This is a genomic window from Streptomyces chartreusis NRRL 3882, from assembly GCF_900236475.1.
Lineage (GTDB): Bacteria > Actinomycetota > Actinomycetes > Streptomycetales > Streptomycetaceae > Streptomyces > Streptomyces chartreusis_D.
Map to the genome: position 1 here is coordinate 2,805,532 of NZ_LT963352.1, position 26,541 is coordinate 2,832,072.

Below are 26,541 nucleotides of genomic sequence, written 5' to 3' on the forward strand. Positions count from 1 at the left end.
GCCTGTAGGAGGTTCGTGCCGTGCGCCCCACCGCCGCTCTCACACCTCTCGTCGTCCTGGCCCTCGCCGCCACCGCCCTCACCGCCTGCGGTGGCGGTTCCGGCGGCGATCCCGACACCGTGAAGGTCTCCTTCAAACAGTCCACGGACAACTCCATCAAGGTGATGGACACCTACCTCGCGGACATCAAGGAGCAGTTCGAGAAGGCCCACCCGGGCAAGAAGGTCGAGCTCGTCCCGATCAAGGCCCCGGACTCGGAGTACTACACCAAGCTCCAGCAGATGCTCCGCTCGCCCAAGACCGCACCCGACCTGGTCTACGAGGACACGTTCCTCATCAACTCGGACATCACGAGCGGCTACCTCAAGCCCCTCGACCCCTACCTCGCCAAGTGGCCGGACTGGAACCGGTTCATCGACACGGCGAAGGCGGCGGCCCGGGGCGAGGACGGCAAGACGTACGGCGTCCCCGACGGCACCGACACCCGCGGACTCTGGTTCGACAAGGACGTCTTCGCCAAGGCCGGCCTCCCCGCCGACTGGCAGCCGAAGACCTGGAAGGACGTCCTGACCGCGGCCCGCACCATCAAACAGAAGGTCCCCGGCGTCATCCCGCTCAACGTCTACACGGGCAAGCCGGTAGGCGAGGCCGCCACCATGCAGACCTTCGAGATGCTGCTCTACGGCACGAACGACGGCCGCACGGACCCCCTGTACGACAAGTCGAGCAAGAAGTGGATCGCCGGCGGCCAGGGCTTCGAGGACGCCCTGGCCTTCGTCGAGACGGTCTACAAGGAGAAGCTGGGCCCGGACGTCTCCGACGCGCTCGACCCGAACGTCATGACCCGGGTCCGCGGCGAGTGGCTCCCGCAGGGCAAGCTCGGCATCGCCCTCGACGGCTCCTGGCTCCCACAGGACTGGCTGCCCGGCAGCGGCCACGAGTGGCCCGAGTGGTCGAAGAAGCTGGGCCTGGCCGCCATGCCCACGCAAACCGGCCAGGCTCCCGGCAAGGTGAGCATGTCCGGCGGCTGGACCTGGTCGATCCCGGCGAAGGCCGGCAACCCGGACCTGGCCTTCGAGTTCATCAAGACGATGCAGACCAAGGCCAACGCGCAGAAGTGGTACGTCGCCAACTCCGGCATCGCCGTCCGCGAGGACGTGGCGAAGGACCCCGGGTACGCCACCGCCCAGCCCGGCACCGAGTTCTTCACCGACCTGGTGCGGCACACCCACTACCGCCCCGCCTACCCGGCCTACCCGAAGGTCTCGACGGCCATCCAGGAGGCCATGGAGGGCGTGACGACGGGCGACATGTCGGTCGACGAGGCGACGGGCCACTACGTGGACGCCCTGAAGGACGCCACGGACAACCAGGTCGTCGAGCGGTAGGCGGCGGTACGCCGGATGACCACCACAGCACCGCACACCGGCCTCGGAAAGGCGCCCGGCCCCACGGCTCCCCGCCGCCCCCGGCGGGGCCCGGCCGCGCTGGTCCGGGCCATGCCCCTCACGCCCGCCGTCGTCCTCCTGCTCCTCTTCCTCGCCGGCCCGATCGCCTACTGCGTCTCCATCGCCTTCACCGACCTCCAGCTCACCGGCCAGGCCGAGGACTCGTTCGTCGGCTTCGACAACTTCACCCGGGCCTTCGGGGACGAGGCGTTCCTCAACGCCGTATGGCTGACGCTGGTGTTCACGGTCCTGTCGTCCCTCATCGGGCAGAACACGCTCGGCCTCGCCCTGGCCGCGCTGATGCAGCGTGCGTCGAAACCGGTCCGCACGCTCACCGGCGGCATCGTGGTCACGGCCTGGGTGCTGCCGGAGGTGGTGGCCGGCTTCCTGCTCTACGCCTTCTTCCGCCGCGAGGGCACCCTGAACGCCATCCTGGACTGGCTCCACCTGCCGTCCCAGAACTGGCTGTTCACCCTGCCGATCCTGGCGGTGTCCTTCGCCAACGTCTGGCGCGGCACGGCCTTCTCGATGCTGGTCTACTCGGCCGCGCTGAACGAGATCCCCAGGGAGATCACCGAGGCCGCCGAGGTGGACGGGGCCGGGGGCCGGCGCCGCATGTGGCACATCACCCTCCCCATGATCCGCCGTTCCATCGCCACGAACCTGATGCTCAACACCCTCCAGACCCTCTCGGTCTTCGGGCTGATCTGGGTGATGACCAGGGGCGGCCCGGGCGGCAGGAGCCAGACGCTCCCGCTCTTCATGTACGAACAGGCCTTCCAGAACAGCCTGATCGGCTACGGCACGGCGGTGGCCCTGCTGCTCCTCCTGGTCGGCTCCCTCTTCTCCCTCGTCTATCTGCGCCTGCTGCGGACGGAGGTCTGACCCGCATGGCCGTCACACTCGCCTCCCGCCGCACGGCCCGACGCCTCGCGGCGGACTCGGGGCTCCTGGTGGTCGCCGCCGCGTTCGTACTCCCCCTGGCCTGGGTGGTCCTGTCCTCCCTGGACCCGCACGCCGACCTCCGGGTGAAGGCACCCGACGGCCTCACCCTGGACAACTTCGACGCGATCCTCACGCCCGAGGTCACCTTCACCCCCCTCCTGAACAGCCTGATCCTCTGCGGCAGCGCGACGCTCCTGACGGTGGTCTGCGCGGCCCTTGCCGCCTACCCGCTCTCCCGGTTCAGCTCCCGCTTCAACCGTCCGTTCCTGCTGACGATCCTCTTCGCGACCAGCCTGCCCATCACGGCGATCATGGTCCCGGTCTACGCGCTCTTCGTCCAGGTGGACCTGATCGACACGATGGGGGGCACGATCTTCTTCTTCGCCGCGTCCCAACTTCCGTACGCGATCTGGCTGATGAAGAACTTCATGGACGGCGTCCCCAAGGAACTGGAAGAGGCGGCCTGGACCGACGGTGCTTCGGCCCTCCAGTCCCTGATCCGCATCGTGCTGCCCCTGATGGGCCCGGGCGTCGCCGTCGTGACGGTCTTCTCCTTCGTCATGATGTGGGGCAACTTCTTCGTCCCCTTCATGCTCCTGCTCACGCCCGACCAGATGCCGGCGTCCGTCAGCATCAACGACTTCTTCGGGAACCGGGGGATGGTGGCGTACGGGCAATTGGCGGCGTTCTCGATGGTCTACTCGACGCCGGTGATCCTGCTGTACGTCCTCATCGCCAGGCGTCTGGGCGGGGGCTTCGCCCTGGGCGGCGCGGTCAAGGGCTGACCGGCGTCGCTGCCGGGGCCGGGGAGGTCCGCAACCCGGCGGAACGGGGCACCGCTGCGCCCACCCGTGCCGCCCCGAGCGGCACGACTGCCCGCAGCTAAGCGAACCCGCACCCGCACCCGCGTACGCCCGACCCACCACCGCCGCGGAGGCGCTACGCCCACCCCCACCGAAGCCGCACAGGCCGCCGCAGGCACCCCGCACCACCCACGGCGTGCTACCGCACCAGACACGGCCGCTTCGCGTCGAACTCCCACCCCGGGATCAGGTACCGCATCCCCACCGCATCGTCCCGCGCCCCCAGCGCCTTCTCCCGATACAGCTCGTGCGCCGCCAGCAAGCGGTCCGTATCGAGCCGCACACCCAACCCCGGCGCGTCCGGAACAGCCACCTCCCCGCCCACGATGCGGGGCGGCTCGACCGTCAACCGCTCCAGCCCCTCCTGCCAGATCCAGTGCGTGTCCAGCGCGTTGTACTCCCCCGGCGCCGCCGCCCCGCAGTGCGTCACCATCGCCAGGGAGATGTCGAAGTGGTTGTTGGAGTGACACCCCCAGGTCAGCCCCATCGCGTTGCACAACTGCGCCACCCGCACCGACCCCTGCATGGTCCAGAAGTGCGGATCGGCCAGCGGAATGGAGACCGACTGGAGAGCCAGGGCATGGGCCATCTGACGCCAGTCGGTCGCGATCATGTTCGTCGCCGTCGGCAACCCCGTGGCCCGGCGGAACTCCGCGAGGATCTCCCGCCCGGAGTAACCGCCCTCCGCCCCGCAGGGATCCTCGGCGTACGCGAGCGTGCCCACCAACGGCCGGCACAGCTCGACCGCCTCCCGCAGCGACCACGCCCCGTTCGGGTCCAGGGTGATCCGCGCCCCGGGAAAACGCGACTTGAGAGCGCGCACCGCCGCGACCTCCTCGGCCCCCGCCAGCACACCTCCCTTGAGCTTGAAGTCCCGGAAACCGTAGTGCTCGTAGGCCGCCTCCGCCTGGCGCACGATCGCCTCCGGCGACAGCGCCTCCTCGTGCCGCACCCGGTACCACGCCACGGACGAGTCGGGCTCCCGGACGTACTCCAGATCCGTACGGTCCGGGTCACCGACGTAGAAGAGGTACCCCAGCACCCGCACGGAGTCCCGCTGCTGCCCGTCACCCAGGAGCGCCGCCACGGGCACGTCCAGATGCTGCCCGAGAAGATCGAGCAGCGCCGACTCGACCGCGGTCACCGTATGGACGGTGGTCCGCAGGTCGAAGGTCTGGACACCCCGCCCCCCGGCGTCCCGGTCGGCGAACCGCTCGCCGATCTCGCGCAGCACCCGCTTGTAGTCCCCCACCTTCGCCCCGACGACCAGCGACTCGGCGTCCCGCAGCGTCCGCGTGATCTTCTCCCCGCCGGGCACCTCCCCCAGCCCGGTACGCCCCTCGGAGTCGGTGAGGACGACGATGTTGCGGGTGAAGTACGGGCCGTGCGCGCCGGAGAGGTTCAGCTCCATGCTGTCCCGGCCCGCGACGGGGTAGACGGCGAAGGCCGTGACGGTCGGCTGCGGTCCGCTGCTCATCGGGTGCCCCTTCTGAAGGCTTGTGAAGGCTGAATCGACATGGTTCAGAGACTGAGGGCGTCGAGGACCCACTCGACCGCCAGCACGCCGCCCAGGCCGAGCACGGCGAGCACGGTCGTATAGGACGTACGGACCTTGATCGCCTCGATGACGGAGAGGTTGAAGTACTCCTTGAACAGCCAGAACCCCGGGTCGTTGACGTGGGAGAAGGCGATGGAGCCGCAGGCGACGGCCAGCACCATGACCTCCGGGTGCACCCCGCTGCCCGCCAGGAGGGGCAGTGCCACGCCGGAGGCCGTGACGACGGCGACGGTGGCCGAGCCGAGCGCGATGCGGAGGATGACGGCGACGAGCCAGGCGAGGACGATCGGCGAGATGGACCAGCCGTCCGTGACGTCCTTGATGTAGTCGGAGATCCCGCCCTCGACGAGGACGTTCTTGAAGGCCCCGCCCGCGCCGATCACCAGCAGGATCATCGCCATGGCCTGGGCCGCCGAGCCGCAGGAGGCGCCGACGTCGCTCAGGCTGCGCCCGATCCGCGGTCCGAACGCCCAGACCGCCAGGCACAGGGTCAGCAGCAGGGCGATCGGCGCCGACCCGACGAAGGCGACGGCGTGCAGGAAGGGGCTGTCGCCCGAGGCGGCCATGTCGGTCACGGCGGCGGCCACGATCAGCACCACCGGGAACAGCGCCACGAACAGCGACCAGCCGAGGCCCGGCATCTCCTCGTCGGTGAACTCGCGATCGCTGACCAGGCCCTTGGGGATGGCCGGGGTCATCCTCGCGACGAACGGAAGACGGGGCCAGGTCAGGGCGATGAGCGCACCGGCGGGCACGGCGACGAACAGACCGTAGAACAGCGTCAGTCCGACGGAGGCGTGGAAGGCCGCGGCGACGGCGGTGGGCCCGGGGTGCGGCGGCAGGAAACTGTGCATGGTGGACAGGGCGATGGACATCGGCAGGCCGACCCACAGCAGCTTCGCCCCGGTCACCCAGACCAGGGTGAACGCGATGGGCACGATGATGACGAACGCGACCTCGTAGAACATGGTCACGCCGATCAGCATGGACGTGACCACCATGGCGACCTGGACCCACCGCGGTCCGAAGGCGTCGAGGAGTTTGCCGGCTATGCGCTGTGCGGCGCCGGCGTCCCCCATCACGCGGCCGACCATGGCGCCGAGCCCGATGGTCAGCATGGTGTCGCCGATCTGGTCCCCGATGCCCTCGGAGAGGACGTCCGGGATGGTCGCCACCGGAATCCCCCGGACCAGTGCGACCCCGACCGCCACGAGCAGCAGGGCCGCGAAACCGTTGAGTCTCAGCCTGGTCATGAGGAGAAGCAGAGCCAGAACGCTGATCCCGACTACGAGCAGAGGCAAGGCAGTTCCCCTTTGAACCGGTGTCCCATCCCCATATGCAGACGTCCCTATATGCAGATGGCGTCCACGTATGCAGATGGAGGCTAAGTGGGTGAACGTGCCGGGTCAATGGCCGGGCGATCACAGATTGCTGCGGACCTACGATGAGCCCATGCAGGAGAGCAGAGGGGTCCGCGGTGTGAAGTCGGCGGCCCGGACCGTCGCGCTGCTGGAACTGCTCGCCGAGCGGGGCGAGCAGCCCTCGCGCCTCGACCAGCTCTCGGAGGACCTGGGCGTGCCGCGCAGCAGCATGTACCAGCTGCTCCGGACACTCGTCGACGCCGGCTGGGTCCGCACCGACGCCACCGGCTCCCTCTACGGCATCGGGATCCGTGCGCTGCTCACCGGCACCGGTTACCTGGACGGGGACCGGCGGGTCCGGCTGGTCCGTCCGTATCTCGACGAGGCGTCGGACGCGCTCGGCGAGACGATCCACCTGGCCCGGCTCGACGGCCCGGACGTCGTCTACCTCGCCACCCGCGAGTCCCACGAGTACCTGCGGACCATCAGCCGGGTCGGCCGTCGCGTCCCGGCCCACGCCGGCGCGCTCGGCAAGGCACTGCTCGCGGAGCGCGCCGACGAAGAACTGCCGTTCACGAAGTGGCCGTTGACCGCGCTCACGGAGAACACCCACACCGACCGGGCGGCGCTCCTCGCCGACCTGGCCCGGGTGCGCGAGCGCGGCTACTCCGTCGACCGCGAGGAGACGGTGCCCGGCATCGCCGGCTTCGGCTTCGCGCTGCGCTACGGCACACCGGTCGTCGACGCCATCAGCTGCTCGGTCCCGGTGGCCCGGCTGACCCCGGAGCACGAGGCCCGCATCGTCTCCGTGATGCGGGACATCCGGGCGAGGATCGAATCCCGCCTACCGCCGGCACCGGACACACCCGACTGGCGCTGACGGGCATCCCCTAAGCGGGTGCCCGTCGACTCCACGCCCCATGACGGGGTCCTTCAGCCGGCCGCCCCGTCCGGCAGGACCCCGGCCCGGAACGGCTCCACACCTTCGAGCCTGCGCACCCGCGTCGGCTCGATCAGCAGCATCACCCGGCGCTCCCCGGGCAGCAGCCACGGGTACCGGTCCTCCCCGAGGTACTTCCGCGCGAGCCGGTCCATCGCCCGCTCCGCCTCCTCGCCCTCCACGAACCGGACGACCTTCCCCCGGATCTCCGCCCGGTCGTACGGGTTCCCGGGATCGTGGTGGGACAGCGAAACGTACGGATTGCGCCGCAGGTTCTCTTCCTTCACCCGCCCGACGGACGTGTTGACCATGACGTACTCCCCTTCGATGTCCGCCCACATGGGCGACACCTGGGGCGCACCGTCCGCACCCACCGTCGCGAGATGCCAGAAGTTCGCCGCGCGGAGACGCTCGCGAATATGCCCGCTGAGCTTGCCGTTCACCTGAGTGGCCGCCTTTCCGGGCCCACGCTCACCAGGCCCGGTGCCATCCTCGCCGCACCCCCGCCCCGGCCGACAGACGATCTTCGGCCCCGGTCGAACCCGCTGGTAGCCGTAGGTTCCTACAATCCGTGTTCCTGGCTGAACAGACCGTAGTCACCGCAGCCCCGCGCCCCTAGCTTGTGGCCCGTGCGCCGACCTTCAGCCCGCCCGAGCCAGCCCACACCCCACCTCGTGCCCGCCACCCCGACGCCCCCGCCCTTCAACGCCCCCGCCGCCCGCCGGCTGCGCGCGGCCCTCGGCATGACACCCGAGCACGTCGCCTACGGCATGCGTGTCTCCTACGGGCACCCCCACATTACCCCGGACCACGTCATGGCCTGGGAACGCGGGGCGGCGGCCCCGTCCGCCTCCGAACTGACCGCCCTCGCAGGGACGTTGTGGTGCTCGCCCGGCGAACTCATCGGCAGGCCCCGCACCCTGCGCGAGCACCGCATCGCCCGCGGTCTCGCCCCCGAGGACGTGGCCCGTGCCGTGGGGCACGAACTCCACGCGTATCTGCGGATGGAGGAGACCGACAACTGGCGCGGCACCGACCGCCAGTCCGCCGCCCTCGCCGATCTGCTCGGCCTCGGCCTGCCCGACTTCGTCACCGTCACGGGCCGCGACGCCAGACTCGGCGACCTGCTGCGCAACGCCGTCACCACCCGCTGGCAGGCCTACGTGCGCCCGGTGGCCAAGGTCGTGCCCCTGGACCGGCCGTTCCTGGAGGGCGCCCTCCAGGGGCTGCACCAGGACTACCAGGGGCACATGGCCGCCACCCTGAGCTGGGGCGGCGGCAGCAGCGACGCCGGCGACGCCGCCCGCGACTTCCTCGACCGGATCGTCGAGCACTTCTGGACGAGAATCCAGGAGAGCCCGGCCTAGGGGTGTCCGCGCCCGGCCCTCTAGAAGACCGACTCGGCCTCGTCCATCCGGTCCTTCGGGACGGTCTTCAGCTCGGTCACGGCCTCCGCGAGCGGCACCATCACGATGTCCGTGCCGCGCAGCGCGGTCATCCTGCCGAACTGCCCCTGGTGCGCGGCCTCCACCGCGTGCCAGCCGAACCGGGTGGCGAGCACCCGGTCGTACGCGGTCGGTGAGCCGCCGCGCTGGACGTGGCCGAGAATGACCGGCTTGGCCTCCTTGCCGAGCCGTCGCTCCAGCTCGTGGGCGAGTGCGGTGCCGATGCCCTGGAATCGCTCGTGGCCGAACTTGTCGATCGCGCCCTTGCCGTAGTCCATGGTGCCCTCGGCCGGGTGGGCGCCCTCGGCGACGCAGACGACCGCGAACTTCTTGCCGCGGGCGAAGCGCTCCTCGACCATCTTCACGAGATCGGCCGGATCGAACGGCCGCTCCGGCAGACAGATCCCGTGCGCACCGGCCGCCATGCCGGACTCCAGCGCGATCCAGCCGGCGTGGCGCCCCATGACCTCCACCACCATCACCCTCTGGTGGGACTCGGCGGTGGTCTTCAGGCGGTCCATCGCCTCGGTGGCGACCCCGACCGCCGTGTCGAAGCCGAAGGTGCGGTCGGTCGACGAGATGTCGTTGTCGATCGTCTTCGGGACGCCGACCACCGGCAGACCCGCGTCGGACAGCATGCGGGCCGCCGTCAGGGTGCCCTCGCCGCCGATCGGGATCAGCGCGTCGATGCCGAACTCGTGGATCATGTCGGAGGCGTTCTCGCAGGCCTCGCGGAGCCGGTCGCGCTCCAGCCGGGACGACCCCAGGATCGTGCCGCCGCGGGCCAGGATGCCGCTGACCGCGTTCAGGTCGAGGGTGCGGTAGCGGCCGTCCAGCAGTCCCGAGTAACCGTCCTCGAAGCCGATGACCTCGTCGCCGTAGTTGTCGACCGCCCGGTGCACGACCGACCGGATCACGGCGTTCAGGCCGGGGCAGTCGCCGCCTGCGGTGAGAACTCCGATACGCATCGTGCTGTGTCTCCTGCTCGCTGTTGATACCGGTGAGCCTCTGCCGATTGTTTCACGCTCCACAGCCGGGTGCCGCACCCTGGACTGATGGGCGCCTTATCTATCGGCGGAGGTATTGTCAAGAGGGTTCTGCTCACCTCGGTGGGCGATTTTTGTGCCCGTGGCTGGATAGCCGTTGGCTTGATATGTACCCCCACTCACGACGAAACGGAGAGCGCGCGTGACCCGCAGCGTGTACGTGACCGGCATCGACCGCGGCGACGGCCGCCAGGTCGTCGAACTGGGGGTCATGGAGCTCCTCACCCGGCAGGTCGACCGGGTGGGCGTCTTCCGTCCCCTCGTCCATGACGGGCCCGACCGCCTCTTCGAGCTGTTGCGCGCCCGCTACCGGCTCGCCCAGGACCCGGCGACCGTCTACGGCATGGACTACCACGAGGCGTCCGCCCTCCAGGCCGAGGCCGGCACGGACGAGCTGGTGTCCACGCTCGTCGACCGCTTCCACCTGGTCGCCCGCGACTACGACGTGGTCCTGGTCCTCGGCACCGACTACGCCGGCACCCAGCTCCCGGACGAGCTGGCGCTCAACGCCCGGCTGGCGAACGAGTTCGGCGCGTCCGTGATCCCGGTCGTGGGCGGCCGCAAGCAGACCGTCGAGTCGGTGCTCGCCGAGACGCGCAACGCCTACCGGGCCTACGACACGCTGGGCTGCGACGTCCTGGCCATGGTCGCCAACCGGGTGGCCCGCGAGGACCGCGACGAGATCGCCGCCCAGCTCGGCTCCCGGCTCCCCGTGCCGTGTTACGTCCTGCCCGACGAGCCCGCGCTGTCCGCCCCGACGGTCTCGCAGATCGGCCACACCCTCGGCGCCAAGGTGGTGCTGGGCGACGACTCGGGGCTGGCCCGGGACGTGCTCGGCTTCGTCTTCGGCGGGGCGATGCTGCCGAACTTCCTGGGCGCCCTGACCCCGGGCTGCCTCGTCGTCACGCCGGGGGACCGCGCCGACCTGGTCGTCGGCGCGCTCGCCGCGCACAGCGCCGGCACCCCGCCGATAGCGGGCGTGCTCCTCACCCTGGACGAGGTGCCCGGCACCGACATCCTCACGCTCGCCGAGCGCCTCGCACCGGGCACGCCGGTGCTGTCGGTGGCCGGCACCAGCTTCCCCACCGCCGAGCAGCTGTTCTCCCTTGAGGGGAAGCTCAACGCGGCCACCCCGCGCAAGGCGGAGCGGGCGCTCGGCCTGTTCGAGCGGTACGCCGACACCGCCGACCTCGCGCACCGCGTCTCCGCTCCGAGCAGCGACCGCGTCACGCCGATGATGTTCGAGCACAAGCTGCTGGAGCAGGCCCGCTCCGACCTGCGCCGGGTCGTCCTCCCCGAGGGCACCGAGGAGCGCGTGCTGCACGCCGCCGAGGTGCTGCTGCGCCGGGGCGTGTGCGAGCTGACCCTGCTCGGCCCCGTCGACCAGATCCGCAAGAAGGCCGCCGACCTCGGCATCGACCTCGGCGAGTCCCAGCTGATCGACCCGGCCGCCTCCGACCTGCGCGACGCCTTCGCCGAGAAGTACGCGGCCCTGCGCGCCCACCGGGGCGTCACCGTGGAGCTGGCGTACGACGTGGTCTCCGACGTGAACTACTTCGGCACGCTGATGGTGCAGGAGGGCCTCGCCGACGGCATGGTGTCCGGCTCGGTGCACTCCACGGCCGCGACCATCCGCCCGGCCTTCGAGATCATCAAGACCAGGCCGGACGCCGACATCGTCTCGTCGGTGTTCTTCATGTGCCTGGCCGACAAGGTCCTCGTCTACGGCGACTGCGCGGTGAACCCGGACCCGAACGCCGAGCAGCTCGCCGACATCGCCATCCAGTCGGCGGCCACGGCCGAGCGGTTCGGCGTGGAGCCGCGGATCGCGATGCTGTCGTACTCCACGGGCACGTCCGGCTCCGGCGCCGACGTCGACAAGGTGCGCGAGGCCACCGAGCTGGTGCGCGCGCGCCGGCCCGACCTGAAGATCGAGGGCCCGATCCAGTACGACGCCGCCGTGGAGCCGTCGGTCGCGGCGACCAAGCTGCCCGGCTCCGAGGTCGCCGGACAGGCGAGCGTGCTGATCTTCCCCGACCTGAACACCGGCAACAACACCTACAAGGCCGTGCAGCGCTCGGCCGGAGCGATCGCCGTCGGCCCGGTGCTCCAGGGTCTGCGCAAGCCGGTCAACGACCTGTCCCGTGGCGCCCTCGTCCAGGACATCGTCAACACGGTCGCCATCACGGCGATCCAGGCCCAGTCCCCCGCCCCGTCCCCGAGCGAGAAGGCAACCGCCCAGTGAGCCCGTCCCGTGTCCTCGTCCTCAACTCCGGCTCCTCGTCGGTGAAGTACCAGCTGCTCGACATGCGCGACAACGGCCGGCTGGCGGTGGGTCTGGTCGAACGCATCGGCGAGCAGACCTCCCGGCTGAAGCACACCCCGGCCGGCGGCGAGAGCCGGGAGCGCGGCGGGGCGATCGCCGACCACGACGCCGCCCTGAAGGCCGTCGCCGAGGAGCTCGCCAAGGACGGCCTCGGCCTGGACTCGCCCGAACTGGCCGCGATCGGGCACCGCGTGGTGCACGGCGGCAAGTTCTTCACCGAGCCGACCGTGATCGACGAAACCGTGCTCGCCGAGATCGAGCGGCTCATCCCCGTCGCCCCGCTGCACAACCCGGCCAACCTCACCGGGATCCGCACGGCGCAGGCGCTGCGGCCGGACCTGCCACAGGTCGCCGTCTTCGACACCGCCTTCCACACGACGATGCCGGAGTCGGCCGCCCGCTACGCGATCGACGTGAAGACGGCCGACGAGCACCGCATCCGCCGCTACGGCTTCCACGGCACCTCGCACGCCTACGTCTCCCGGGCCACCGCCGAGCTGCTCGGCAAGGACCCCGCCGAGACGAACGTGATCGTGCTGCACCTGGGCAACGGGGCGTCCGCCTCTGCCGTGCGGGGCGGTCGTTGCGTGGACACCTCCATGGGCCTGACGCCTTTGGAGGGGCTCGTGATGGGTACGCGCTCGGGAGACATGGACCCGGCCGTCATCTTCCATTTGATGCGTGTTGGTGGAATGTCCGCCGACGAGATCGACACTCTTCTCAACAAGAAGAGCGGTCTGATCGGTCTGTGCGGCGACAACGACATGAGGGAGATCCGCCGCCGCGTCGACGAGGGCGACGAGCAGGCGGAGCTGGCGTTCGACATCTACATTCACCGCCTGAAGAAGTACATCGGCGCCTATTACGCCGTACTCGGACGGGTGGACGCGGTGGCCTTCACCGCCGGTGTCGGCGAGAACGCGGCGCCCGTGCGGGAGGCCGCCCTGGCGGGCCTGGAGGAGCTGGGTCTCGCGGTGGACGGCGAGCGCAACGCCGTACGCGGCGACGAGGCGCGGCTGATCTCGCCCGAGGGCGCCCGGGTCGCGGTGGCGGTGGTGCCCACCGACGAGGAATTGGAGATCGCGACACAGACCTACGCGCTGGTAATTGGTTCGGGGAATCACACCTGAGCGGCATCCCGCCCTTTTGTATTTTCCGCCAGACGGAATATTCCGTTGCGAAACAAACCGATAGGATCGCCCCCATGCGCCGTTCGAAAATCGTCTGTACTCTCGGCCCCGCGGTCGACTCCCACGAGCAGCTTGTCGCGCTGATCGAGGCCGGCATGAACGTGGCCCGCTTCAACTTCAGCCACGGCACGCACGCCGAGCACCAGGGCCGGTACGACCGGGTCCGTGCCGCCGCCAAGGAGACCGGCCGGGCCATCGGGGTCCTCGCCGACCTCCAAGGCCCCAAGATCCGTCTGGAGACCTTCGCCGAGGGTCCCGTGGAGCTGGTCCGGGGTGACGAGTTCACCATCACCACCGAGGACGTCCCGGGCGACAAGACGATCTGCGGGACGACCTACAAGGGCCTGCCCGGCGACGTGACCAAGGGCGACCAGGTCCTGATCAACGACGGCAACGTCGAGCTGAAGGTCACCGAGGTCGAGGGCCCCCGGGTGAGGACGATCGTCATCGAGGGCGGCGTCATCTCCGACCACAAGGGCATCAACCTGCCCGGCGCGGCCGTCAACGTGCCGGCCCTGTCCGAGAAGGACATCGAGGATCTCCGCTTCGCCCTCCGCATGGGCTGCGACCTGGTAGCGCTGTCGTTCGTCCGGGACGCCAAGGACGTCGCGGACGTGCACCGCGTCATGGACGAGGAGGGCCGCCGCGTCCCGGTCATCGCCAAGGTGGAGAAGCCGCAGGCGGTGCAGAACATGGAGGACGTCGTGATGGCGTTCGACGGCGTGATGGTCGCCCGCGGTGACCTCGCCGTCGAGTACCCGCTCGAAAAGGTCCCCATGGTGCAGAAGCGCCTGATCGAGCTGTGCCGGCGCAACGCCAAGCCGGTGATCGTGGCGACCCAGATGATGGAGTCGATGATCACCAACTCCCGTCCGACCCGCGCCGAGGCCTCCGACGTGGCCAACGCGATCCTGGACGGCGCCGACGCGGTCATGCTGTCCGCCGAGTCGAGCGTGGGCGCGTACCCGATCGAGACCGTCAAGACGATGTCGAAGATCGTCACCGCGGCCGAGCAGGAACTGATGTCCAAGGGGCTCCAGCCGCTCGTGCCGGGCAAGAAGCCGCGCACGCAGGGCGGTTCGGTGGCCCGGGCCGCGTGCGAGATCGCCGACTTCCTCGGCGGCCGGGGCCTGGTGGCCTTCACCCAGTCCGGTGACACCGCCCGCCGGCTGTGCCGCTACCGCGCCGTCCAGCCCATCATCGCGTTCACCACGGACGAGTCCACCCGCAACCAGCTGGCGCTCAGCTGGGGCGTGGAGCCGCACGTCGTGCCGTTCGTGAACAGCACCGACGAGATGGTCGACCTGGTGGACCAGGAGATGGTGAAGCTGAACCGCTTCAACGAGGGCGACATCGTGGTCATCACCGCCGGTTCGCCCCCCGGCGTCCCCGGCACCACCAACATGGTGCGCGTCCACCACCTGGGCGGCGCCAAGAGCTGACCGGTGGAAAGGGCCTGAGGGCCCGTGTACGGCGCCGAGGGCGCCCCCTGGGGTCAGGGGGCGCCCTCGGCGTCTGCGGCTCCCGAACGGGCTTTGAGGGGGCTTCAGTCGGTGATGTAGTTGTGCAGCCCGGGCACGTGCAGGGTCCCGCCGAACTGGCCGGCCTGCTGGACCTTCACGTTGGTGAAGTAGATCAGCGGGATGTTCAGCGGCGGCGGGTGCTCCGGGTCGAACGTGATCGGGATCAGTCCGAGCAGGTTCCCGGAGATGCTCTCCGTGTACATCACCGTGTCGCCGTCGCGGATCGTGGACGTCGAGCCCTTGGCCGCCTGCACGTGGTAGGTCTTGCCGGACTGCTTGTCCTTGACCGTCTGGTGGAGGTCACCGATGTCGGTGCCGCCGGAGATGACGTACTTCAGGACCTTCTTGACGGTGCCGTTGGCGGTGCGCACCTCGACGACGCCCTTGTAGTCGGCGCCCTTCAGCGTCAGCGAGCTGGCGTTGAGGAACCACGGGTCGTCGGGCAGCGGCACCTTGTTGTCGACGCCGCCCTCGGCGTCCGTGGCGGCCGGGCAGTCCTCGGCGTCCGTGGTGGAGCTCGGGGACGGGCTGGGCGAGGCGGTGGCCTCCCCGGCCTGCTCCGCCGCCTTCCCGGCCTGCTCCGCCGCCTTCTCGACGGCCTTGCCGGTGTCCTCGGCCGCCTTGGACGCCTTGTCGGCGGTGTCCTTGACGGTGTCCTCGACCGTGCCGGTGGCCTTCTCGGTCGTGTCCTTCACCGTGCCGGCGGCGTCGTCGCCCGTCTTCTCGGTGCTCTCGGACGCCGAGGCGGACGGGGTGGGGCTCGGGCTCGTGCCGGCCTTGTTCCCGCCGTCGAAGATGCCCGAGATGGCGTCGCCGATGTCCTCCAGCACGTTGCCGCCGCTCTCGGACGGCGAGGGGGACGGCGTGGCGGCCGAGTCGCCGCCGGGCGTGCTCGGGGACGGGGACGGCTCGGGCTCGCCCTTGTCGTCGGAACCTGAATCCGACGAAGAGGAATCGCCCTTGTCCGCGCCCGTGCCGCCCTCGGGGGCCGAGGGGGACGGGGTGGGAGCCGTCTCGCCCTTGCCGGCGTTCTCGTCCTTCGCCCCGTCGCTCGCCGAGGGGGACGGCGTGGGCGAGGCGGAGTCGTCGCCCTTGGGGTCCTTGGCGTCCTCCAGGGCCGCCACGCACTCCTTGTACTCGTCGGCCGTCAGGCTCTTCGACGTCGGCGTCGCCGGGTTGTTGCTGTCGGCGATGGCGAGCGTGGATGTGAAGCCCATGCCCATGAGGACCGCGGTCGGCATCGCCGCCATGGCTATCGCCTTGCCCGCGGGCCTGTTGAACCTGGTGAACAGCGGCTTCTTGGGTGCCGCGTGGCGCGGCCCGGTTCTCACACGGGACGCCTCCACATCAGCCCCGTGGGTCACCTCGTCAGCCGGCACTGTGCCTCCCGTTCGCCCCGTTGGCCGGGTTCGTTCCTGACAGATCGTTCGGCTCGCCCACCCCGTCCACGGGCTTGAGCACCGTGGTGTCGTGGTCCATGGCGTCGGGAGCATCGCCCGTGCCCGTGGTCGCGTGGCTGGCGAGCTGCCCCGCGGGCGGCGGGCCCGGCGCCCAGGCGACGGCCATCGCCCCGCCCACGAGGGCGAGGAGGAAGCCGATGAGGAAGCCGCCGAGGTTGGACACGGGGATGGACACCAGCGCCAGCAGGATCGCCGCGACACCCGCGAAGACCCGGACGTGCTTCTGGAACCAGAGGCTGACGCCCAGCACGACGAGCAGCACGCCGATGATCAGGGAACCGGCACCCGCGGTGGTCGCCATCGCCAGCGTCAGGTGACCGATCTGGAGGTTCGCGTACGGGAAGTAGGCGATGGGCAGTCCGCTGAGCAGGACGAACAGCCCGGCCCAGAACGGCCGCGTACCCCGCCAGGCGCGGAACTGCTGCCTCCGGAGAGTGAACTGGCCGTCTGCGGCAGGAGTCTCGGCGCTCATGGAAAAACAGCTCCCTGGTACGGCGTTGCTGTGGTGGTGATGTGGGCCGTCCGTGAAGGCCCGGCCGGAAGGTGGACGGGCGGGGGCGCCACCGGCTCCCCCGCCCGTCATCGAGTGCTTAGTAGCACTCCTTGACACCCGTCGACAGCGACATCTTCAGGCCGCTGAGCTTGAAGGTTCCGGCGGTGGTCGCCCACGCCGTCTGCTTCACGTCGGACAGGGTCGCCCGGTCCGCCTGCTGGGCGAAGCCGTACGGGTTCGACGTCTCGCCCTTCCTCATGGCCGGACCCTTGTTGGCGTCCTTGGCGGCCACACCGATGTCGATGTTCTCGAACGTCGCGTCGGCGCTGAGGTCGGCGACATCGATGTAGAGGTTCTGCGCCTCGACCGGCTTCGCACCCTGGCCGGCACGCAGGATCAGGCTGACGTTCCCGAGCACCGGAATGTTCGGGGTGACGACCGACTGGCACAGGTCCTTGATCGTCGCCGTCTTGAACGACGAGACCGCGACCGGGTGCACAGCCTTCTTGCCGTCGAGCGTGTACCCCTCGTCGAGGGCGCCGTACTGCGAGAAGCCCTCACCGACGAGTTCCTTCGTCGTGACCTTGAACGACTGCCCGGAGACGCTGAACGACGCGGCGAGAGCGCCCTGCGCGAGGGCGACACCTATCGCAGCCGTGGCGGCGACGCTGGGCACCATGACCACAGCGAACCGCTTCCATCTGGTCCCGCCACGCACCTGGGACTCCATATTTCCTCCTTCTCGGACGTACATCTCCTGTCCTGGCTCGCCCCGAGTCGCGGCTCAGCCGGGCAGGGATGGGAGAAGTGCTACGTCCTCGGGAAGGAGAGCGCCTGCACTCGGCGGCGCAACTAGCGCCCGAATCACCGGCGATCACCCCCGAGCGACAACCACTGGTCGCGCCTGACACGCATCACGCACAACCCTGCTGGACAGGCTTCGCCGGACGGGCGAAGACCCCCCTGTCCAAGAGCCGGCGCCACTGCCGCCGGCTCTGCTCGGTGGGGACCCAGGACGTCCCGCGACCCAACCGGCTGCCGGGGTACGGGAATGGACCGAGCGTGGCCGATCGTGGTGCATTCTCGCCGCCCGCACAAGGGGGTTCGTTACTGGCTAGTAACGGCGGGATAACCGAACAACGACCCCCCGGTCTCGGACGACGACACAGGGTGTTGTCGAACGGCGGTACAAAGCTGTTGATCGCTGGACAGAAACCGACAGATCAACGCCCACGACTTACTCGTAGTAACAGCGGCCGCGATTACCAAGTTTTGGTAAAGCGCGGCCGCGGTGACGCTCTGTCGGCAAATTCTTCACATGGGCACCACAGGCCCGCGTGTTTAACGACTGGTCAGAACAGGGCCCGCGCCAGGGCCCTGCGGGCCGCGACCACCCGCGGATCCTCGGGTCCGACCACCTCGAACAGCTCCAGCAACCGCTTCCGCACGGTGTCCCGGTCGTCACCCACCGTACGCCCCACGGTCTCGATGAGCCGGCCGAAGGCGTCCTCCACATGGCCGCCCACCAGATCCAGGTCGGCGGCGGCGATCTGCGCCTGCACGTCGGCCGGCTTCTCGGCCGCGTCCCTGCGCACCCGCTGCGGGTCGACGCCCTGCACCCGCTGGAGCAACTCGGCCTGGGCGAGGCCCAGTTTGGCCTCCTCGTTGCCCGGGTCCTCGCTCAGTACGTTCTTGTAGGCCTGGACGGCACCGCTCAGATCGCCCGAGTCCAGCGCCTGCACGGCGGCCTCGAGGAGCCCGTCGTACGGACCGGCCGGCCGCTCGGGAGCCGACTGGGCGCCGCCCGGGTCGGCCTCGGGGTCGACGGTGAGGCCGGTCAGACCGAAGCGCTGCTCCGCGACCTGCACCAGCTGGTCCAGCGTCTGCCGGATCTGCGCCTCGCCCGCGGCCCCCTGGAAGAGCGGCAGCGCCTGCCCCGCGACGACCGCGAACACCGCCGGGATCCCCTGGATGCCGAACTGCTGCATCAGCATCTGGTTGGCGTCGACGTCGATCTTGGCGAGCAGGAAGCGGCCGTTGTACTCGACGGCCAGCCGCTCCAGGACCGGGCTCAGCTGCTTGCAGGGCTGACACCACTCGGCCCAGAAGTCGATGACGACGGGCACCTCGGCGGACCGCTGGAGGACGTCCCTCTCGAACCCCGCCTCGTCGACGTCGATGACGAGGTCGGCCGGGGAGATCGCCCCCGCGCCGCCTTCCCGGGCGGCTTGCGCCCGCGCCTGCTCCGCCTTCGCCTTGGCCTCCTGGGCCGCCTTCACCGCGGCGAGGTCGACGACTCCGCTCATGGACATGTTCCGTGGCTGCATGCGTCTATCCTCCCCCGTACTGCGCGCGCGTGTGAAAAACGATGTGGAAGCCGGGCCGGTCGGGTGCCCTTCGGCGCCGGGTCCCCACCCCACGCCAGGTCGCTCGAGCCCGTGTACGTCCCTCACGGGCTTTCGCTACGAGTCGTAGCGTAATGCCACACCGAACCGCCGGAACACCACCTCCCGGTGATCTCCCTCACGGCCACACAGGAACCGCCGGTTTATGGTCAGGACATGCACAGCCGCAGCCCAGCCAGCCGCACCGGGCGCCCGCGCAGCGCCACGGCGGACGCCGCGATCCTGGCCGCGACGCGGGCGGCGCTGGTCGAACTGGGCTGGTCCAAGCTCACCTTGGGAGACGTCGCGACCCGCGCCGGGGTTGCGAAGACGACGCTGTACCGCCGCTGGGCCGGCAAGAACGAACTGGTCGTCGACGCGGTCGCCGAACTCTTCGACGAACTGGAGCTCCCGGACAGCGGCTCACTGGCCGCGGACATCGAGGGCGTCGTCCTCCAGTTCGCCGCCATCCTGGCCCGCCCCGAGGCGAAGAGCGGCCTGATGGCGGTGGTCGCGGAGGCCACCCGCGACGACGCCCTGCGCGAACGCATCCGCGAATCGGTGGTCGACCGCCAGAAACGCCTGGTCGTGGAGGGCAGATCCCGAGCCCGGGCGAGAGGCGAACTGCCGCCCGAACCGGATCCCGTCACGGCGTCCCGCACAGCGGACCTGATCTTCGACATGGTGGCGGGAGCGGTGGTCCACCGCACGCTGGTGAGCGGGCAGCCGGTGGACGAGGAGTGGGTCCGCGGCTTCACCCTGGTGCTGCTCAAGGGCCTGACGGGAGAAGCCGCACACCCGGCCGCCGGCTGAGCCGGGCCCGTCCGCCGCGCCGGAGTGCGGCCCGCTCAGGAGGAACCGCCGCCGAAGGTGATGTTGCCGTGGATGTCCCGGCCCTGGATCACCGTGCCCTGGGTGCCGCCGGAGATCTCATTGTGAACGTCCCCGGACCGCGATCCGGCCTCCGCGTCCGCCCGCCGCCGCCAGACCTCCAGCGCCGCGGCGAAGTCGGGGTCCTGCCGGGCGCGTGCGTTGAGCAGCGCGGCGAGCTGCCCGGCCCGCTCCTCGGTGCGCGGGGGCTCGGCGGGCAGCGCCGGCTCCTCTTCCCCCGCACGGCGTCCCCTCCGGGTGACCAGGTCGCGCAGGGACGCCCAGATCTGTTCGCCGGCCGCACCGGCCGTCCCTGAGGCGAGAGCCACGAGCAGTCCGGCCGTGATGGGCTCCACGGAGGTCCTCCAGTCGTCAGCGAATCGTGCACTGAGGGGTATGGTGCCGCACGAGGTCCGCTCACGGGCTGCGCATGACGACCGAACCGGCCGGGAAACCGGGAGTTGGAGGACCCGCGACCGTCCCGCTCAGAAACCGGCGGGCTCCGTGTACACCCCCCACTCGTCCCGCAGCACGCCGCAGATCTCGCCGAGCGTCGCCTCGGCCCGTACCGCCTCCAGCATCGGCTCGATCATGTTCGCGTCCGACCGTGCCGCGGCGATCATGCCGTCGAGCGCCGTACGGACCCGCGCGTCGTCGCGCCCGGCCTTCCGCTCCCCGAGCACCCGGACCTGCTCCCGCTCCACCTCATGGCTGACCCGCAGGATCTCCAGGTCCCCGGTGACCGAGCCGGTGTGGACGTTCACCCCGACGACCTTCTTGTCGCCCTTCTCCAGCGCCTGCTGGTACCGGAACGCCGACTCCGCGATCTCCCCGGTGAACCAGCCGTCCTCGATGCCCCGCAGGATCCCGGAGGTGATCGGCCCGATCGGGTGCTGCCCGTCGGGGTGCGCCCGCAGCCCCCGCTCCCTTATCTGCTCGAAGATCTTCTCGGCGTCGGCCTCGATCCGGTCGGTGAGCTGCTCGACGTACCAGGAACCGCCCAGCGGGTCGGCCACGTTGGCGACCCCGGTCTCCTCCATCAGCACCTGCTGCGTCCGCAGCGCGATCTCCGCCGCCTGCTCGCTCGGCAGCGCGAGGGTCTCGTCCAGGGCGTTGGTGTGCAGCGAGTTCGTCCCGCCGAGCACGGCCGCCAGCGCCTCCACGGCCGTCCGTACGACGTTGTTGTACGGCTGCTGCGCGGTGAGGGAGACACCCGCCGTCTGGGTGTGGAAGCGCAGCCACTGCGCCTTCTCCGACCGCGCCCCGTACACGTCCCGCATCCAGCGGGCCCAGATCCGCCGGGCCGCCCGGAACTTCGCGATCTCCTCGAAGAAGTCGACGTGCGCGTCGAAGAAGAAGGACAGACCGGGGGCGAAGACGTCGACGTCCAGCCCGCGCGACAGCCCCAGCTCCACGTACCCGAAGCCGTCCGCCAGCGTGTACGCCAGCTCCTGCGCGGCCGTCGCCCCGGCCTCCCGGATGTGGTAGCCGGAGACCGACAGCGGCTTGTACGCGGGGATGCCGGCCGCGCAGTGCTCCATCAGGTCGCCGATGAGCCGCAGGTGCGGTTCCGGCTGGAAGAGCCACTCCTTCTGGGCGATGTACTCCTTGAAGATGTCCGTCTGGAGCGTGCCGTTCAGGACGGCCGGGTCGACGCCCTGCCGCTCGGCGGCGACCAGGTACATGCAGAAGACGGGCACGGCCGGTCCGCTGATGGTCATGGACGTCGTGACGTCGCCCAGCGGAATGTCCTTGAACAGGACCTCCATGTCGGCCGCCGAGTCGATCGCGACACCGCAGTGCCCGACCTCGCCCAGCGAGCGCGGGTCGTCGGAGTCGCGGCCCATGAGCGTCGGCATGTCGAAGGCGACCGAGAGCCCGCCCCCGCCGTTGCGGAGGATCATCTTGTAGCGCTCGTTGGTCTGCTCGGCGTTGCCGAACCCGGCGAACTGCCGGATGGTCCACGTACGCCCTCGGTAGCCGGTCGCGTACAGGCCGCGGGTGAAGGGGTACTCCCCGGGCCAGCCGATCCGCTCGAACCCGTCGTACCTGTCGCCGGGCCGGGGCCCGTACACCGGCTCGACGGGGTCGCCGGAGAGCGTGGTGAAGTCAGCCTCGCGCTTGCGCGCGGAGTCGTACCGGGCCTGCCAGCGACGGCGGCCTTCCTCTATGGCGTCAGCGTCCATACCATCGAATTTACTAGGACGTCCAAGTAAATGTCGATGGCAGACCGCCGTACGTTGGTCCGTACGGCGGTGCGGTTACGCCTTGGCGGGCGCGGGCGAGTCCTCCGCGACCCTGGCCTCCAGCTCGTGGCTGATCTTGCGCTCCACGAAGAAGGCGGCCGTCGGAATGGTCCCGGCGAGCAGCACCCACAGCTGCTTGCCCACCGGCCACTTCGCCTTGGAGCCCAGGTCGAAGGCGAAGATCAGGTACACGACGTACAGCCAGCCGTGCGCGATGCCGACGACGCGCGTGAAGTCGGCGGCACCGTCCATGTCGAGCAGGTACTTGGCGATGACGCCGATGGTCAGCAGGACCAGCAGCACACCGGTGACGTAGGCCATCACGCGGTAGCGGGTCAGCACGCTCTTTTTCATGCCGTCGAGCGTAACCACCCGTTCCGGGAGATCTTGGCCCGGGTCACCCCTCCTCGAAGTCCCCCGCGGCGATCCGCAGCGGGCGCAGCATCGCGAAGATCTCGGCACACTCCTCCGCGTCGTACGCCCCGAGCCCGAAGTCCATCGCCATCAGGTCGCGGGTCGCCGCCTCGACCACCTCGCGGCCCTTGTCGGTGATGCTGGCGAGGGTGCCGCGCCCGTCGTTGGGGTTGGGCCGCTTGGCGACGAGACCCGACTTCACGAGCCGGTCCACCGTGTTCGTCACCGACGTGGGATGCACCATGAGCCGCTCGCCGATCTTGGACATCGGCAGCTCGCCCGACTTGGAGAAGGTGAGCAGCACCAGCGCCTCGTACCGCGCGAACGTCAGCCCGTACGGCTTGACCACCGCGTCGACCTCGGCGAGGAGGATCTGCTGGGCGCGCATGATCGAGGTGATCGCGGCCATGGACGGCACGTTTCCCCAGCGCTGCTTCCAGCGTTCGTCGGCGCGCGCGATCGGATCGAAGGAGAGACTGAGCGGCTTCGGCACGAACCCGACCTTACCGGCCGGTCACATGATGGTCAGCCCTGTCTCGGCCTTCGGTCACCGGTGCTCTCGGGCACGATCTCGAAGACCCCGGTCCACCGGTCGTCGTGCAGACAGGCGTTCATCGGCCCGACCAGAGCGCTGTGATCGGGGTCGGTCCGCCACCGTTTGATGGCTTCGAGGCTTTCCCACTCGCTGGTGAGCAGCCACCGACCGGGATCGTCGACGGAGCGGCAGAGCTGTTCGCGCAGATGCCCGGGAGACCGCATGGCGCCGTCGCGTACACCTTCGTAGGCGTCCACGAACTCCGCTTCCCTTCCCTCCCTGACGCGCAGCAGGCGCACCACTCGCACCCGCGCCGGTGCCGGCGCCTCCCCGGTCACGACGGGTCGAGGACGACGGGGAGTTCCGCGAGCCCGCGGAAGGCGGGGAACGGCACGGTCAGCCAGCGCACGTCCTCCGGCTCCCCGACCAGGGCCATGCCGGGGTGGCGCCCGAAGAGCGTGGCGAGGGCGATCTGCATCTCCAGACGTGCCAGGGGCGCGCCGATGCAGTAGTGCGGGCCGAGGCCGAACGCGAGGTGCGTCGCCTGGACGTTCGGGCGCTCGACGTCCATGCGGTCCGGGTCGGGGAACATCTCCGGGTCCCGGTTGGCCGCCGTGAGCGAGATCTGCACGAGCGCACCCTTGGGGATGAGCGTGTCGCGCATCTTGATGTCTTCCGTCGCGTAGCGGAACGTCGAGTTCTCCACGGAGGTCTCGAACCGGAAGATCTCCTCGACGGCTGCGGCCGTCGCCTCCGGGTCCCGGAACGCCAGGCGCTTCTGCTCCGGCCGGCTGAGCAGGTGGTAGACGGCGTTGCCGATCTGGTACGCGGTCGACTTGTGGCCCGCGAAGAGCAGCACCCACGCGGTGGAGACGAGTTCGTGGTCGGTGAGCGCGCCGTCCTCGTCCTGCGCCGTGACGAGTGCGCTGAGCAGAGCTCCGTCCGGCTCCCTCCGCTTGCGCGCGATCAGGTCCACCAGGTAGTCGCGCAGGTTGCCCTCGGCCAGCTCCAGCGCCTTTCTCGCCTCCGGCCCGAAGCCGGTCTGAGCGACGGTGGCCGACCATTCCTGGGCTTGCCTGCGTTCGTTCTCCGGGACGCCGAGGAGTTCACAGATCACGTGCAGCGGCAGCGGGAAGCAGAACTCCTGGAGGAGGTTCACGGGCTCCGATGCCGGGCAGCGGTCCAGCAGTTCGTCGGTGATCTTCTGGACCTTCGGACGCAGCGATTCCACCCTTTTGGGGGTGAAGGTGGTGCCGACGATCCTGCGGAGCCTCGTGTGCTTCGGAGGGTCCGAGAAGAGCATGTTGTCGTCCAGGGCGATCGACGAGTCGCCGAAGATCCGGTGGTAGGCGTCGATGGCGCCGTACATGTCCTTGCTCAGCCGGGGATCGGCCAGGGCGGCACGGGCGTCGTCGTACCGGGTGATGAGAAACGTGTCGACCCCGTGCGGGGGCTTCAGCGGGCATACGGGCGCTGAAGCCCTGAGCGCGGCGTAGACGGGATGCGGGTCGGCGCGAAACTCCCGGCTGCAGGCCGAGGCGGCGGCAGCGGCCTCTTCGGGCGACATTTCCTCGGATGCGAACGCTTGCGTCATGGCTGGTCCCGGGGTCGAGAGTTCCGTCGGTCGGTCACACGATTTCCCGGCCGGCGCTGCGCCGCAAACACTGCTGGGCCATATGAGTCCGAGCACCGCAGTATGTGCGCAAAACTGCTCCGGTTACCCGGCCGGCGTACCCCGGGGCGCCCCGGATCGCGCGCGTAGGTCCTGCTTGGTAAACATCATGGACGGGCCAGTCCACCGTTCCCGGGCTGGGTAATCGCCGGATGACGAGGAAACCAGTGAACGGACGCGGAGTGGAATCTGTACCAGTTCTCATCGCAGGCGGATCCCTGGTGGGTCTTTCCACCTCCGTGTTCCTGGGTCGTCTTGGAATCGAGCACATGCTCGTGGAGCGGCACGCCGAGACGTCGACGCACCCGCGGGGCCGCGGGAACAACGTGCGCACCATGGAGATCTTCCGGACCGCCGGACTGGAGCAGAGTGTGCGGGAGGCTGCCTTCGCTCTCGCCGGGAACGACGGCGTGCTCCAGGTGGACACCCTCGTCGGGGACCAGCGCAGGTGGATCGTCGACGACATCGCCGCAGGCATGGACGTCTCCCGGGTCAGCTCCTCGAACTGGTGTCTGTGCAGCCAGAACGACCTGGAGCCGGTCCTGCTGAACCGCGCGCGCCGGGGCGGAGACATCCGCTTCGGGGCGGAGCTGCTCTCCTTCGCGCAGGACGAAGAGGGAGTCCTGGCCCGGATCATGCGCCGGGACACCGGTGAGACCTATTCCGTGAAAGCTGATTTCCTGGTGGCCGCCGATGGCCCGAGAAGCCCCGTTCGCAAAAGTCTTGGTATCGGCCAGTCCGGGCCCGGTGCCCTGTTTCACAACGTCAGTGTCACGTTCCGGAGCAAGACCCTCAAGGAATACGTCGGACCGAGGCGCTTCATCGTCTGTTACACCACCGATCCACAGGGGGAAGGCGCCTTGCTGCCCGTGGACAACGAGGAGCGGTGGGTCATCCATATCCCTTGGTACCCCGATCGGGGCGAAACCCTGGAGGACTTCGGAAACGAGCGCTGCGCCGCGCATATTCGCGCGGCCGCCGGTGTTCCGGACATTGATGTCGAGATCACAGGGAAAGCGCCCTGGCACGCTTCCAAACGAGTCGCGGACAGCTACGGGCGGGGGCGGGTCTTTCTGGTCGGTGACGCGGCTCATGAAATGCCGCCCAACGGGGCGTTCGGCTCCAACACCGGGATCCAGGACGCCCACAACCTCGCCTGGAAGCTCGCCGCGGTACTCGGCGGCTGGGCCGGCCTGCCGCTGCTCGACACCTACGAGTGCGAACGTCGGCCGGTCGCTGTCACGACGAGCGCACGGGCCTCCCGGCAGGCCGCCGAGGAGCAGCACCCCGCGTTCCGCCCGGCAGCGGGACGCAACAACGACGCGGCGGACCTCATGACGGTCGCGCTCTGCTACCGGTACGCCTCGAAAGCCGTGGTGGGCGCTTCCCCTCAGCAGCCGGTCGTCCCGGAGACCTTCCTGATCGACGGAGCGCCGGGGAGCCGCGCACCCCATATGTGGGTCTGGGCGCGTGGCGCCAGGATCTCCACTCTCGATCTGTACGAGCGTTCCTTCGTGGTGCTCGCCGGGGCCGAAGGCCACGAGTGGCGCCGCGCCGCGGAGCAGGCCGGCGAGAACCTGGGCGTTCCGGTCGAGGTGTATCTCGTCGGAGACGGCCCTGACCACGACCTCGTTCCCGAGCCGGATGCCGACTGGGCGGCGCTGCACGGCACCGCCGCCGACGGTGCCGTCCTCGTGCGCCCGGACGGTTTCGTCGCCTGGCGCGCCCCCACCCACCTGCCGTCCGCCGGCCGTGTCCTGACGGACGTACTGCAGACCGTGCTCTGCCGCGACTGAGCACCCACCGAAACGACCACGCCGAG

The 26,541-nt window shown here is 69.8% G+C and carries 24 protein-coding genes; 10 read left to right on the plus strand and 14 right to left on the minus strand.

All coding sequences use genetic code 11. The features are described 5' to 3' along the window. Positions 1–20 precede the first annotated feature (20 nt). The 3 genes from SCNRRL3882_RS12280 to SCNRRL3882_RS12290 are packed head-to-tail and all read left to right on the plus strand — an operon-like array spanning position 21 to position 3,178. Positions 21–1,388, plus strand: coding sequence for an extracellular solute-binding protein (locus SCNRRL3882_RS12280; RefSeq protein WP_010048603.1), 1,368 nt, complete (start codon positions 21–23; stop codon positions 1,386–1,388). A gap of 15 nt (positions 1,389–1,403) precedes the next feature. Beyond that, entirely contained in the window at positions 1,404–2,333 is a 930-nt protein-coding gene (locus SCNRRL3882_RS12285) for a carbohydrate ABC transporter permease (RefSeq protein ID WP_010048602.1), read from the plus strand. 5 nt (positions 2,334–2,338) lie between these two features. Next, on the plus strand, positions 2,339–3,178 hold the full coding sequence (locus SCNRRL3882_RS12290) for a carbohydrate ABC transporter permease (protein WP_010048601.1): 840 nt from the start codon (positions 2,339–2,341) through the stop codon (positions 3,176–3,178). Between the two features lie 217 nt (positions 3,179–3,395). On the opposite strand, the gene SCNRRL3882_RS12295 is transcribed toward SCNRRL3882_RS12290, so the two are convergent. Both SCNRRL3882_RS12295 and SCNRRL3882_RS12300 read right to left on the minus strand, forming a co-directional pair. Next, on the minus strand, positions 3,396–4,733 hold the full coding sequence (locus SCNRRL3882_RS12295; RefSeq protein WP_010048600.1) for an enolase C-terminal domain-like protein: 1,338 nt from the start codon (positions 4,731–4,733) through the stop codon (positions 3,396–3,398). A 44-nt stretch (positions 4,734–4,777) separates the two neighbouring features. Continuing rightward, positions 4,778–6,115 (minus strand): gluconate:H+ symporter, encoded by a 1,338-nt coding sequence (locus SCNRRL3882_RS12300; RefSeq protein ID WP_010048599.1) that lies wholly within the window; start codon positions 6,113–6,115, stop codon positions 4,778–4,780. 151 nt (positions 6,116–6,266) lie between these two features. Between SCNRRL3882_RS12300 and SCNRRL3882_RS12305 the strand changes: the two genes are divergently transcribed. Then, the gene (locus tag SCNRRL3882_RS12305; protein WP_029181782.1) at positions 6,267–7,055 is read left to right on the plus strand and encodes an IclR family transcriptional regulator; all 789 of its coding nucleotides are present in this window, start codon (positions 6,267–6,269) and stop codon (positions 7,053–7,055) included. Between the two features lie 53 nt (positions 7,056–7,108). On the opposite strand, the gene SCNRRL3882_RS12310 is transcribed toward SCNRRL3882_RS12305, so the two are convergent. Then, on the minus strand, positions 7,109–7,558 hold the full coding sequence (locus tag SCNRRL3882_RS12310; RefSeq protein WP_010048594.1) for a PPOX class F420-dependent oxidoreductase: 450 nt from the start codon (positions 7,556–7,558) through the stop codon (positions 7,109–7,111). A 186-nt stretch (positions 7,559–7,744) separates the two neighbouring features. Here SCNRRL3882_RS12310 and SCNRRL3882_RS12315 point away from each other — a divergent pair, with 186 nt between their 5' ends. Then, positions 7,745–8,482, plus strand: coding sequence for a helix-turn-helix domain-containing protein (locus SCNRRL3882_RS12315; protein ID WP_029181781.1), 738 nt, complete (start codon positions 7,745–7,747; stop codon positions 8,480–8,482). 20 nt (positions 8,483–8,502) lie between these two features. Here SCNRRL3882_RS12315 and SCNRRL3882_RS12320 read toward each other — a convergent pair whose 3' ends face one another. Then, on the minus strand, positions 8,503–9,528 hold the full coding sequence (locus tag SCNRRL3882_RS12320; RefSeq protein WP_010048592.1) for an ATP-dependent 6-phosphofructokinase: 1,026 nt from the start codon (positions 9,526–9,528) through the stop codon (positions 8,503–8,505). A gap of 220 nt (positions 9,529–9,748) precedes the next feature. Between SCNRRL3882_RS12320 and pta the strand changes: the two genes are divergently transcribed. The 3 genes from pta to pyk all read left to right on the plus strand — a co-directional run bounded on the left by pta (position 9,749) and on the right by pyk (position 14,564). Next, positions 9,749–11,851 (plus strand): phosphate acetyltransferase, encoded by a 2,103-nt coding sequence (pta, locus tag SCNRRL3882_RS12325; protein ID WP_010048591.1) that lies wholly within the window; start codon positions 9,749–9,751, stop codon positions 11,849–11,851. Beyond that, positions 11,848–13,062, plus strand: coding sequence for an acetate kinase (locus SCNRRL3882_RS12330; protein ID WP_010048590.1), 1,215 nt, complete (start codon positions 11,848–11,850; stop codon positions 13,060–13,062). The genes pta and SCNRRL3882_RS12330 overlap by 4 nt, the downstream gene beginning before the upstream one ends. Before the next feature lie 74 nt (positions 13,063–13,136). Further along, on the plus strand, positions 13,137–14,564 hold the full coding sequence (pyk, locus tag SCNRRL3882_RS12335) for a pyruvate kinase (protein ID WP_010048589.1): 1,428 nt from the start codon (positions 13,137–13,139) through the stop codon (positions 14,562–14,564). A gap of 104 nt (positions 14,565–14,668) precedes the next feature. On the opposite strand, the gene SCNRRL3882_RS12340 is transcribed toward pyk, so the two are convergent. The 4 genes from SCNRRL3882_RS12340 to SCNRRL3882_RS12355 all read right to left on the minus strand — a co-directional run bounded on the left by SCNRRL3882_RS12340 (position 14,669) and on the right by SCNRRL3882_RS12355 (position 18,925). Continuing rightward, complete coding sequence (locus SCNRRL3882_RS12340) at positions 14,669–16,024, minus strand: hypothetical protein (RefSeq protein WP_029181780.1); 1,356 nt, start codon at positions 16,022–16,024, stop codon at positions 14,669–14,671. Continuing rightward, on the minus strand, positions 16,014–16,577 hold the full coding sequence (locus tag SCNRRL3882_RS12345; RefSeq protein ID WP_010048585.1) for a DUF6114 domain-containing protein: 564 nt from the start codon (positions 16,575–16,577) through the stop codon (positions 16,014–16,016). The genes SCNRRL3882_RS12340 and SCNRRL3882_RS12345 overlap by 11 nt, the downstream gene beginning before the upstream one ends. A gap of 118 nt (positions 16,578–16,695) precedes the next feature. Beyond that, entirely contained in the window at positions 16,696–17,328 is a 633-nt protein-coding gene (locus tag SCNRRL3882_RS12350; RefSeq protein WP_010048584.1) for a DUF6230 family protein, read from the minus strand. A gap of 622 nt (positions 17,329–17,950) precedes the next feature. Beyond that, the gene (locus SCNRRL3882_RS12355) at positions 17,951–18,925 is read right to left on the minus strand and encodes a tetratricopeptide repeat protein (RefSeq protein WP_010048583.1); all 975 of its coding nucleotides are present in this window, start codon (positions 18,923–18,925) and stop codon (positions 17,951–17,953) included. 234 nt (positions 18,926–19,159) lie between these two features. Between SCNRRL3882_RS12355 and SCNRRL3882_RS12360 the strand changes: the two genes are divergently transcribed. Then, on the plus strand, positions 19,160–19,795 hold the full coding sequence (locus SCNRRL3882_RS12360; protein ID WP_010048582.1) for a TetR/AcrR family transcriptional regulator: 636 nt from the start codon (positions 19,160–19,162) through the stop codon (positions 19,793–19,795). Between the two features lie 35 nt (positions 19,796–19,830). Here SCNRRL3882_RS12360 and SCNRRL3882_RS12365 read toward each other — a convergent pair whose 3' ends face one another. From SCNRRL3882_RS12365 to SCNRRL3882_RS12390, 6 genes are all read right to left on the minus strand, one after another. Next, positions 19,831–20,208 (minus strand): hypothetical protein, encoded by a 378-nt coding sequence (locus SCNRRL3882_RS12365; protein ID WP_010048581.1) that lies wholly within the window; start codon positions 20,206–20,208, stop codon positions 19,831–19,833. A gap of 129 nt (positions 20,209–20,337) precedes the next feature. Then, the gene (locus tag SCNRRL3882_RS12370; protein ID WP_010048580.1) at positions 20,338–22,038 is read right to left on the minus strand and encodes an acyl-CoA mutase large subunit family protein; all 1,701 of its coding nucleotides are present in this window, start codon (positions 22,036–22,038) and stop codon (positions 20,338–20,340) included. 75 nt (positions 22,039–22,113) lie between these two features. Continuing rightward, positions 22,114–22,452, minus strand: coding sequence for a DUF3817 domain-containing protein (locus SCNRRL3882_RS12375; RefSeq protein ID WP_010048578.1), 339 nt, complete (start codon positions 22,450–22,452; stop codon positions 22,114–22,116). A gap of 43 nt (positions 22,453–22,495) precedes the next feature. Then, the gene (locus SCNRRL3882_RS12380) at positions 22,496–23,005 is read right to left on the minus strand and encodes a MarR family winged helix-turn-helix transcriptional regulator (RefSeq protein WP_010048577.1); all 510 of its coding nucleotides are present in this window, start codon (positions 23,003–23,005) and stop codon (positions 22,496–22,498) included. A 32-nt stretch (positions 23,006–23,037) separates the two neighbouring features. Continuing rightward, a complete protein-coding gene (locus SCNRRL3882_RS12385; protein ID WP_029181779.1) occupies positions 23,038–23,385 on the minus strand; it encodes an antibiotic biosynthesis monooxygenase family protein in 348 nt (115 codons plus the stop codon). Further along, entirely contained in the window at positions 23,382–24,641 is a 1,260-nt protein-coding gene (locus SCNRRL3882_RS12390; protein ID WP_078603005.1) for a cytochrome P450 family protein, read from the minus strand. Before SCNRRL3882_RS12390 ends, SCNRRL3882_RS12385 begins: the two co-directional genes overlap by 4 nt. A gap of 230 nt (positions 24,642–24,871) precedes the next feature. Here SCNRRL3882_RS12390 and SCNRRL3882_RS12395 point away from each other — a divergent pair, with 230 nt between their 5' ends. Then, entirely contained in the window at positions 24,872–26,515 is a 1,644-nt protein-coding gene (locus SCNRRL3882_RS12395; RefSeq protein ID WP_050810345.1) for an FAD-dependent monooxygenase, read from the plus strand. Positions 26,516–26,541: the final 26 nt, after the last annotated feature.

Excerpts from the sequence above, each read along its gene's own strand:
- SCNRRL3882_RS12350 (WP_010048584.1), bottom strand. The coding sequence starts at position 17,328 with ATGGAGTCCCAGGTGCGTGGCGGGACCAGATGGAAGCGGTTCGCTGTG.
- SCNRRL3882_RS12370 (WP_010048580.1), bottom strand. The coding sequence starts at position 22,038 with ATGGACGCTGACGCCATAGAGGAAGGCCGCCGTCGCTGGCAGGCCCGG.
- SCNRRL3882_RS12345 (WP_010048585.1), bottom strand. The coding sequence starts at position 16,577 with ATGAGCGCCGAGACTCCTGCCGCAGACGGCCAGTTCACTCTCCGGAGG.
- SCNRRL3882_RS12355 (WP_010048583.1), bottom strand. The coding sequence starts at position 18,925 with ATGCAGCCACGGAACATGTCCATGAGCGGAGTCGTCGACCTCGCCGCG.
- SCNRRL3882_RS12305 (WP_029181782.1), top strand. The coding sequence starts at position 6,267 with ATGCAGGAGAGCAGAGGGGTCCGCGGTGTGAAGTCGGCGGCCCGGACC.
- SCNRRL3882_RS12320 (WP_010048592.1), bottom strand. The coding sequence starts at position 9,528 with ATGCGTATCGGAGTTCTCACCGCAGGCGGCGACTGCCCCGGCCTGAAC.
- SCNRRL3882_RS12375 (WP_010048578.1), bottom strand. The coding sequence starts at position 22,452 with ATGAAAAAGAGCGTGCTGACCCGCTACCGCGTGATGGCCTACGTCACC.
- SCNRRL3882_RS12290 (WP_010048601.1), top strand. The coding sequence starts at position 2,339 with ATGGCCGTCACACTCGCCTCCCGCCGCACGGCCCGACGCCTCGCGGCG.
- SCNRRL3882_RS12395 (WP_050810345.1), top strand. The coding sequence starts at position 24,872 with ATGACGAGGAAACCAGTGAACGGACGCGGAGTGGAATCTGTACCAGTT.
- SCNRRL3882_RS12390 (WP_078603005.1), bottom strand. The coding sequence starts at position 24,641 with ATGACGCAAGCGTTCGCATCCGAGGAAATGTCGCCCGAAGAGGCCGCT.
- pyk (WP_010048589.1), top strand. The coding sequence starts at position 13,137 with ATGCGCCGTTCGAAAATCGTCTGTACTCTCGGCCCCGCGGTCGACTCC.
- SCNRRL3882_RS12295 (WP_010048600.1), bottom strand. The coding sequence starts at position 4,733 with ATGAGCAGCGGACCGCAGCCGACCGTCACGGCCTTCGCCGTCTACCCC.
- SCNRRL3882_RS12360 (WP_010048582.1), top strand. The coding sequence starts at position 19,160 with ATGCACAGCCGCAGCCCAGCCAGCCGCACCGGGCGCCCGCGCAGCGCC.
- SCNRRL3882_RS12285 (WP_010048602.1), top strand. The coding sequence starts at position 1,404 with ATGACCACCACAGCACCGCACACCGGCCTCGGAAAGGCGCCCGGCCCC.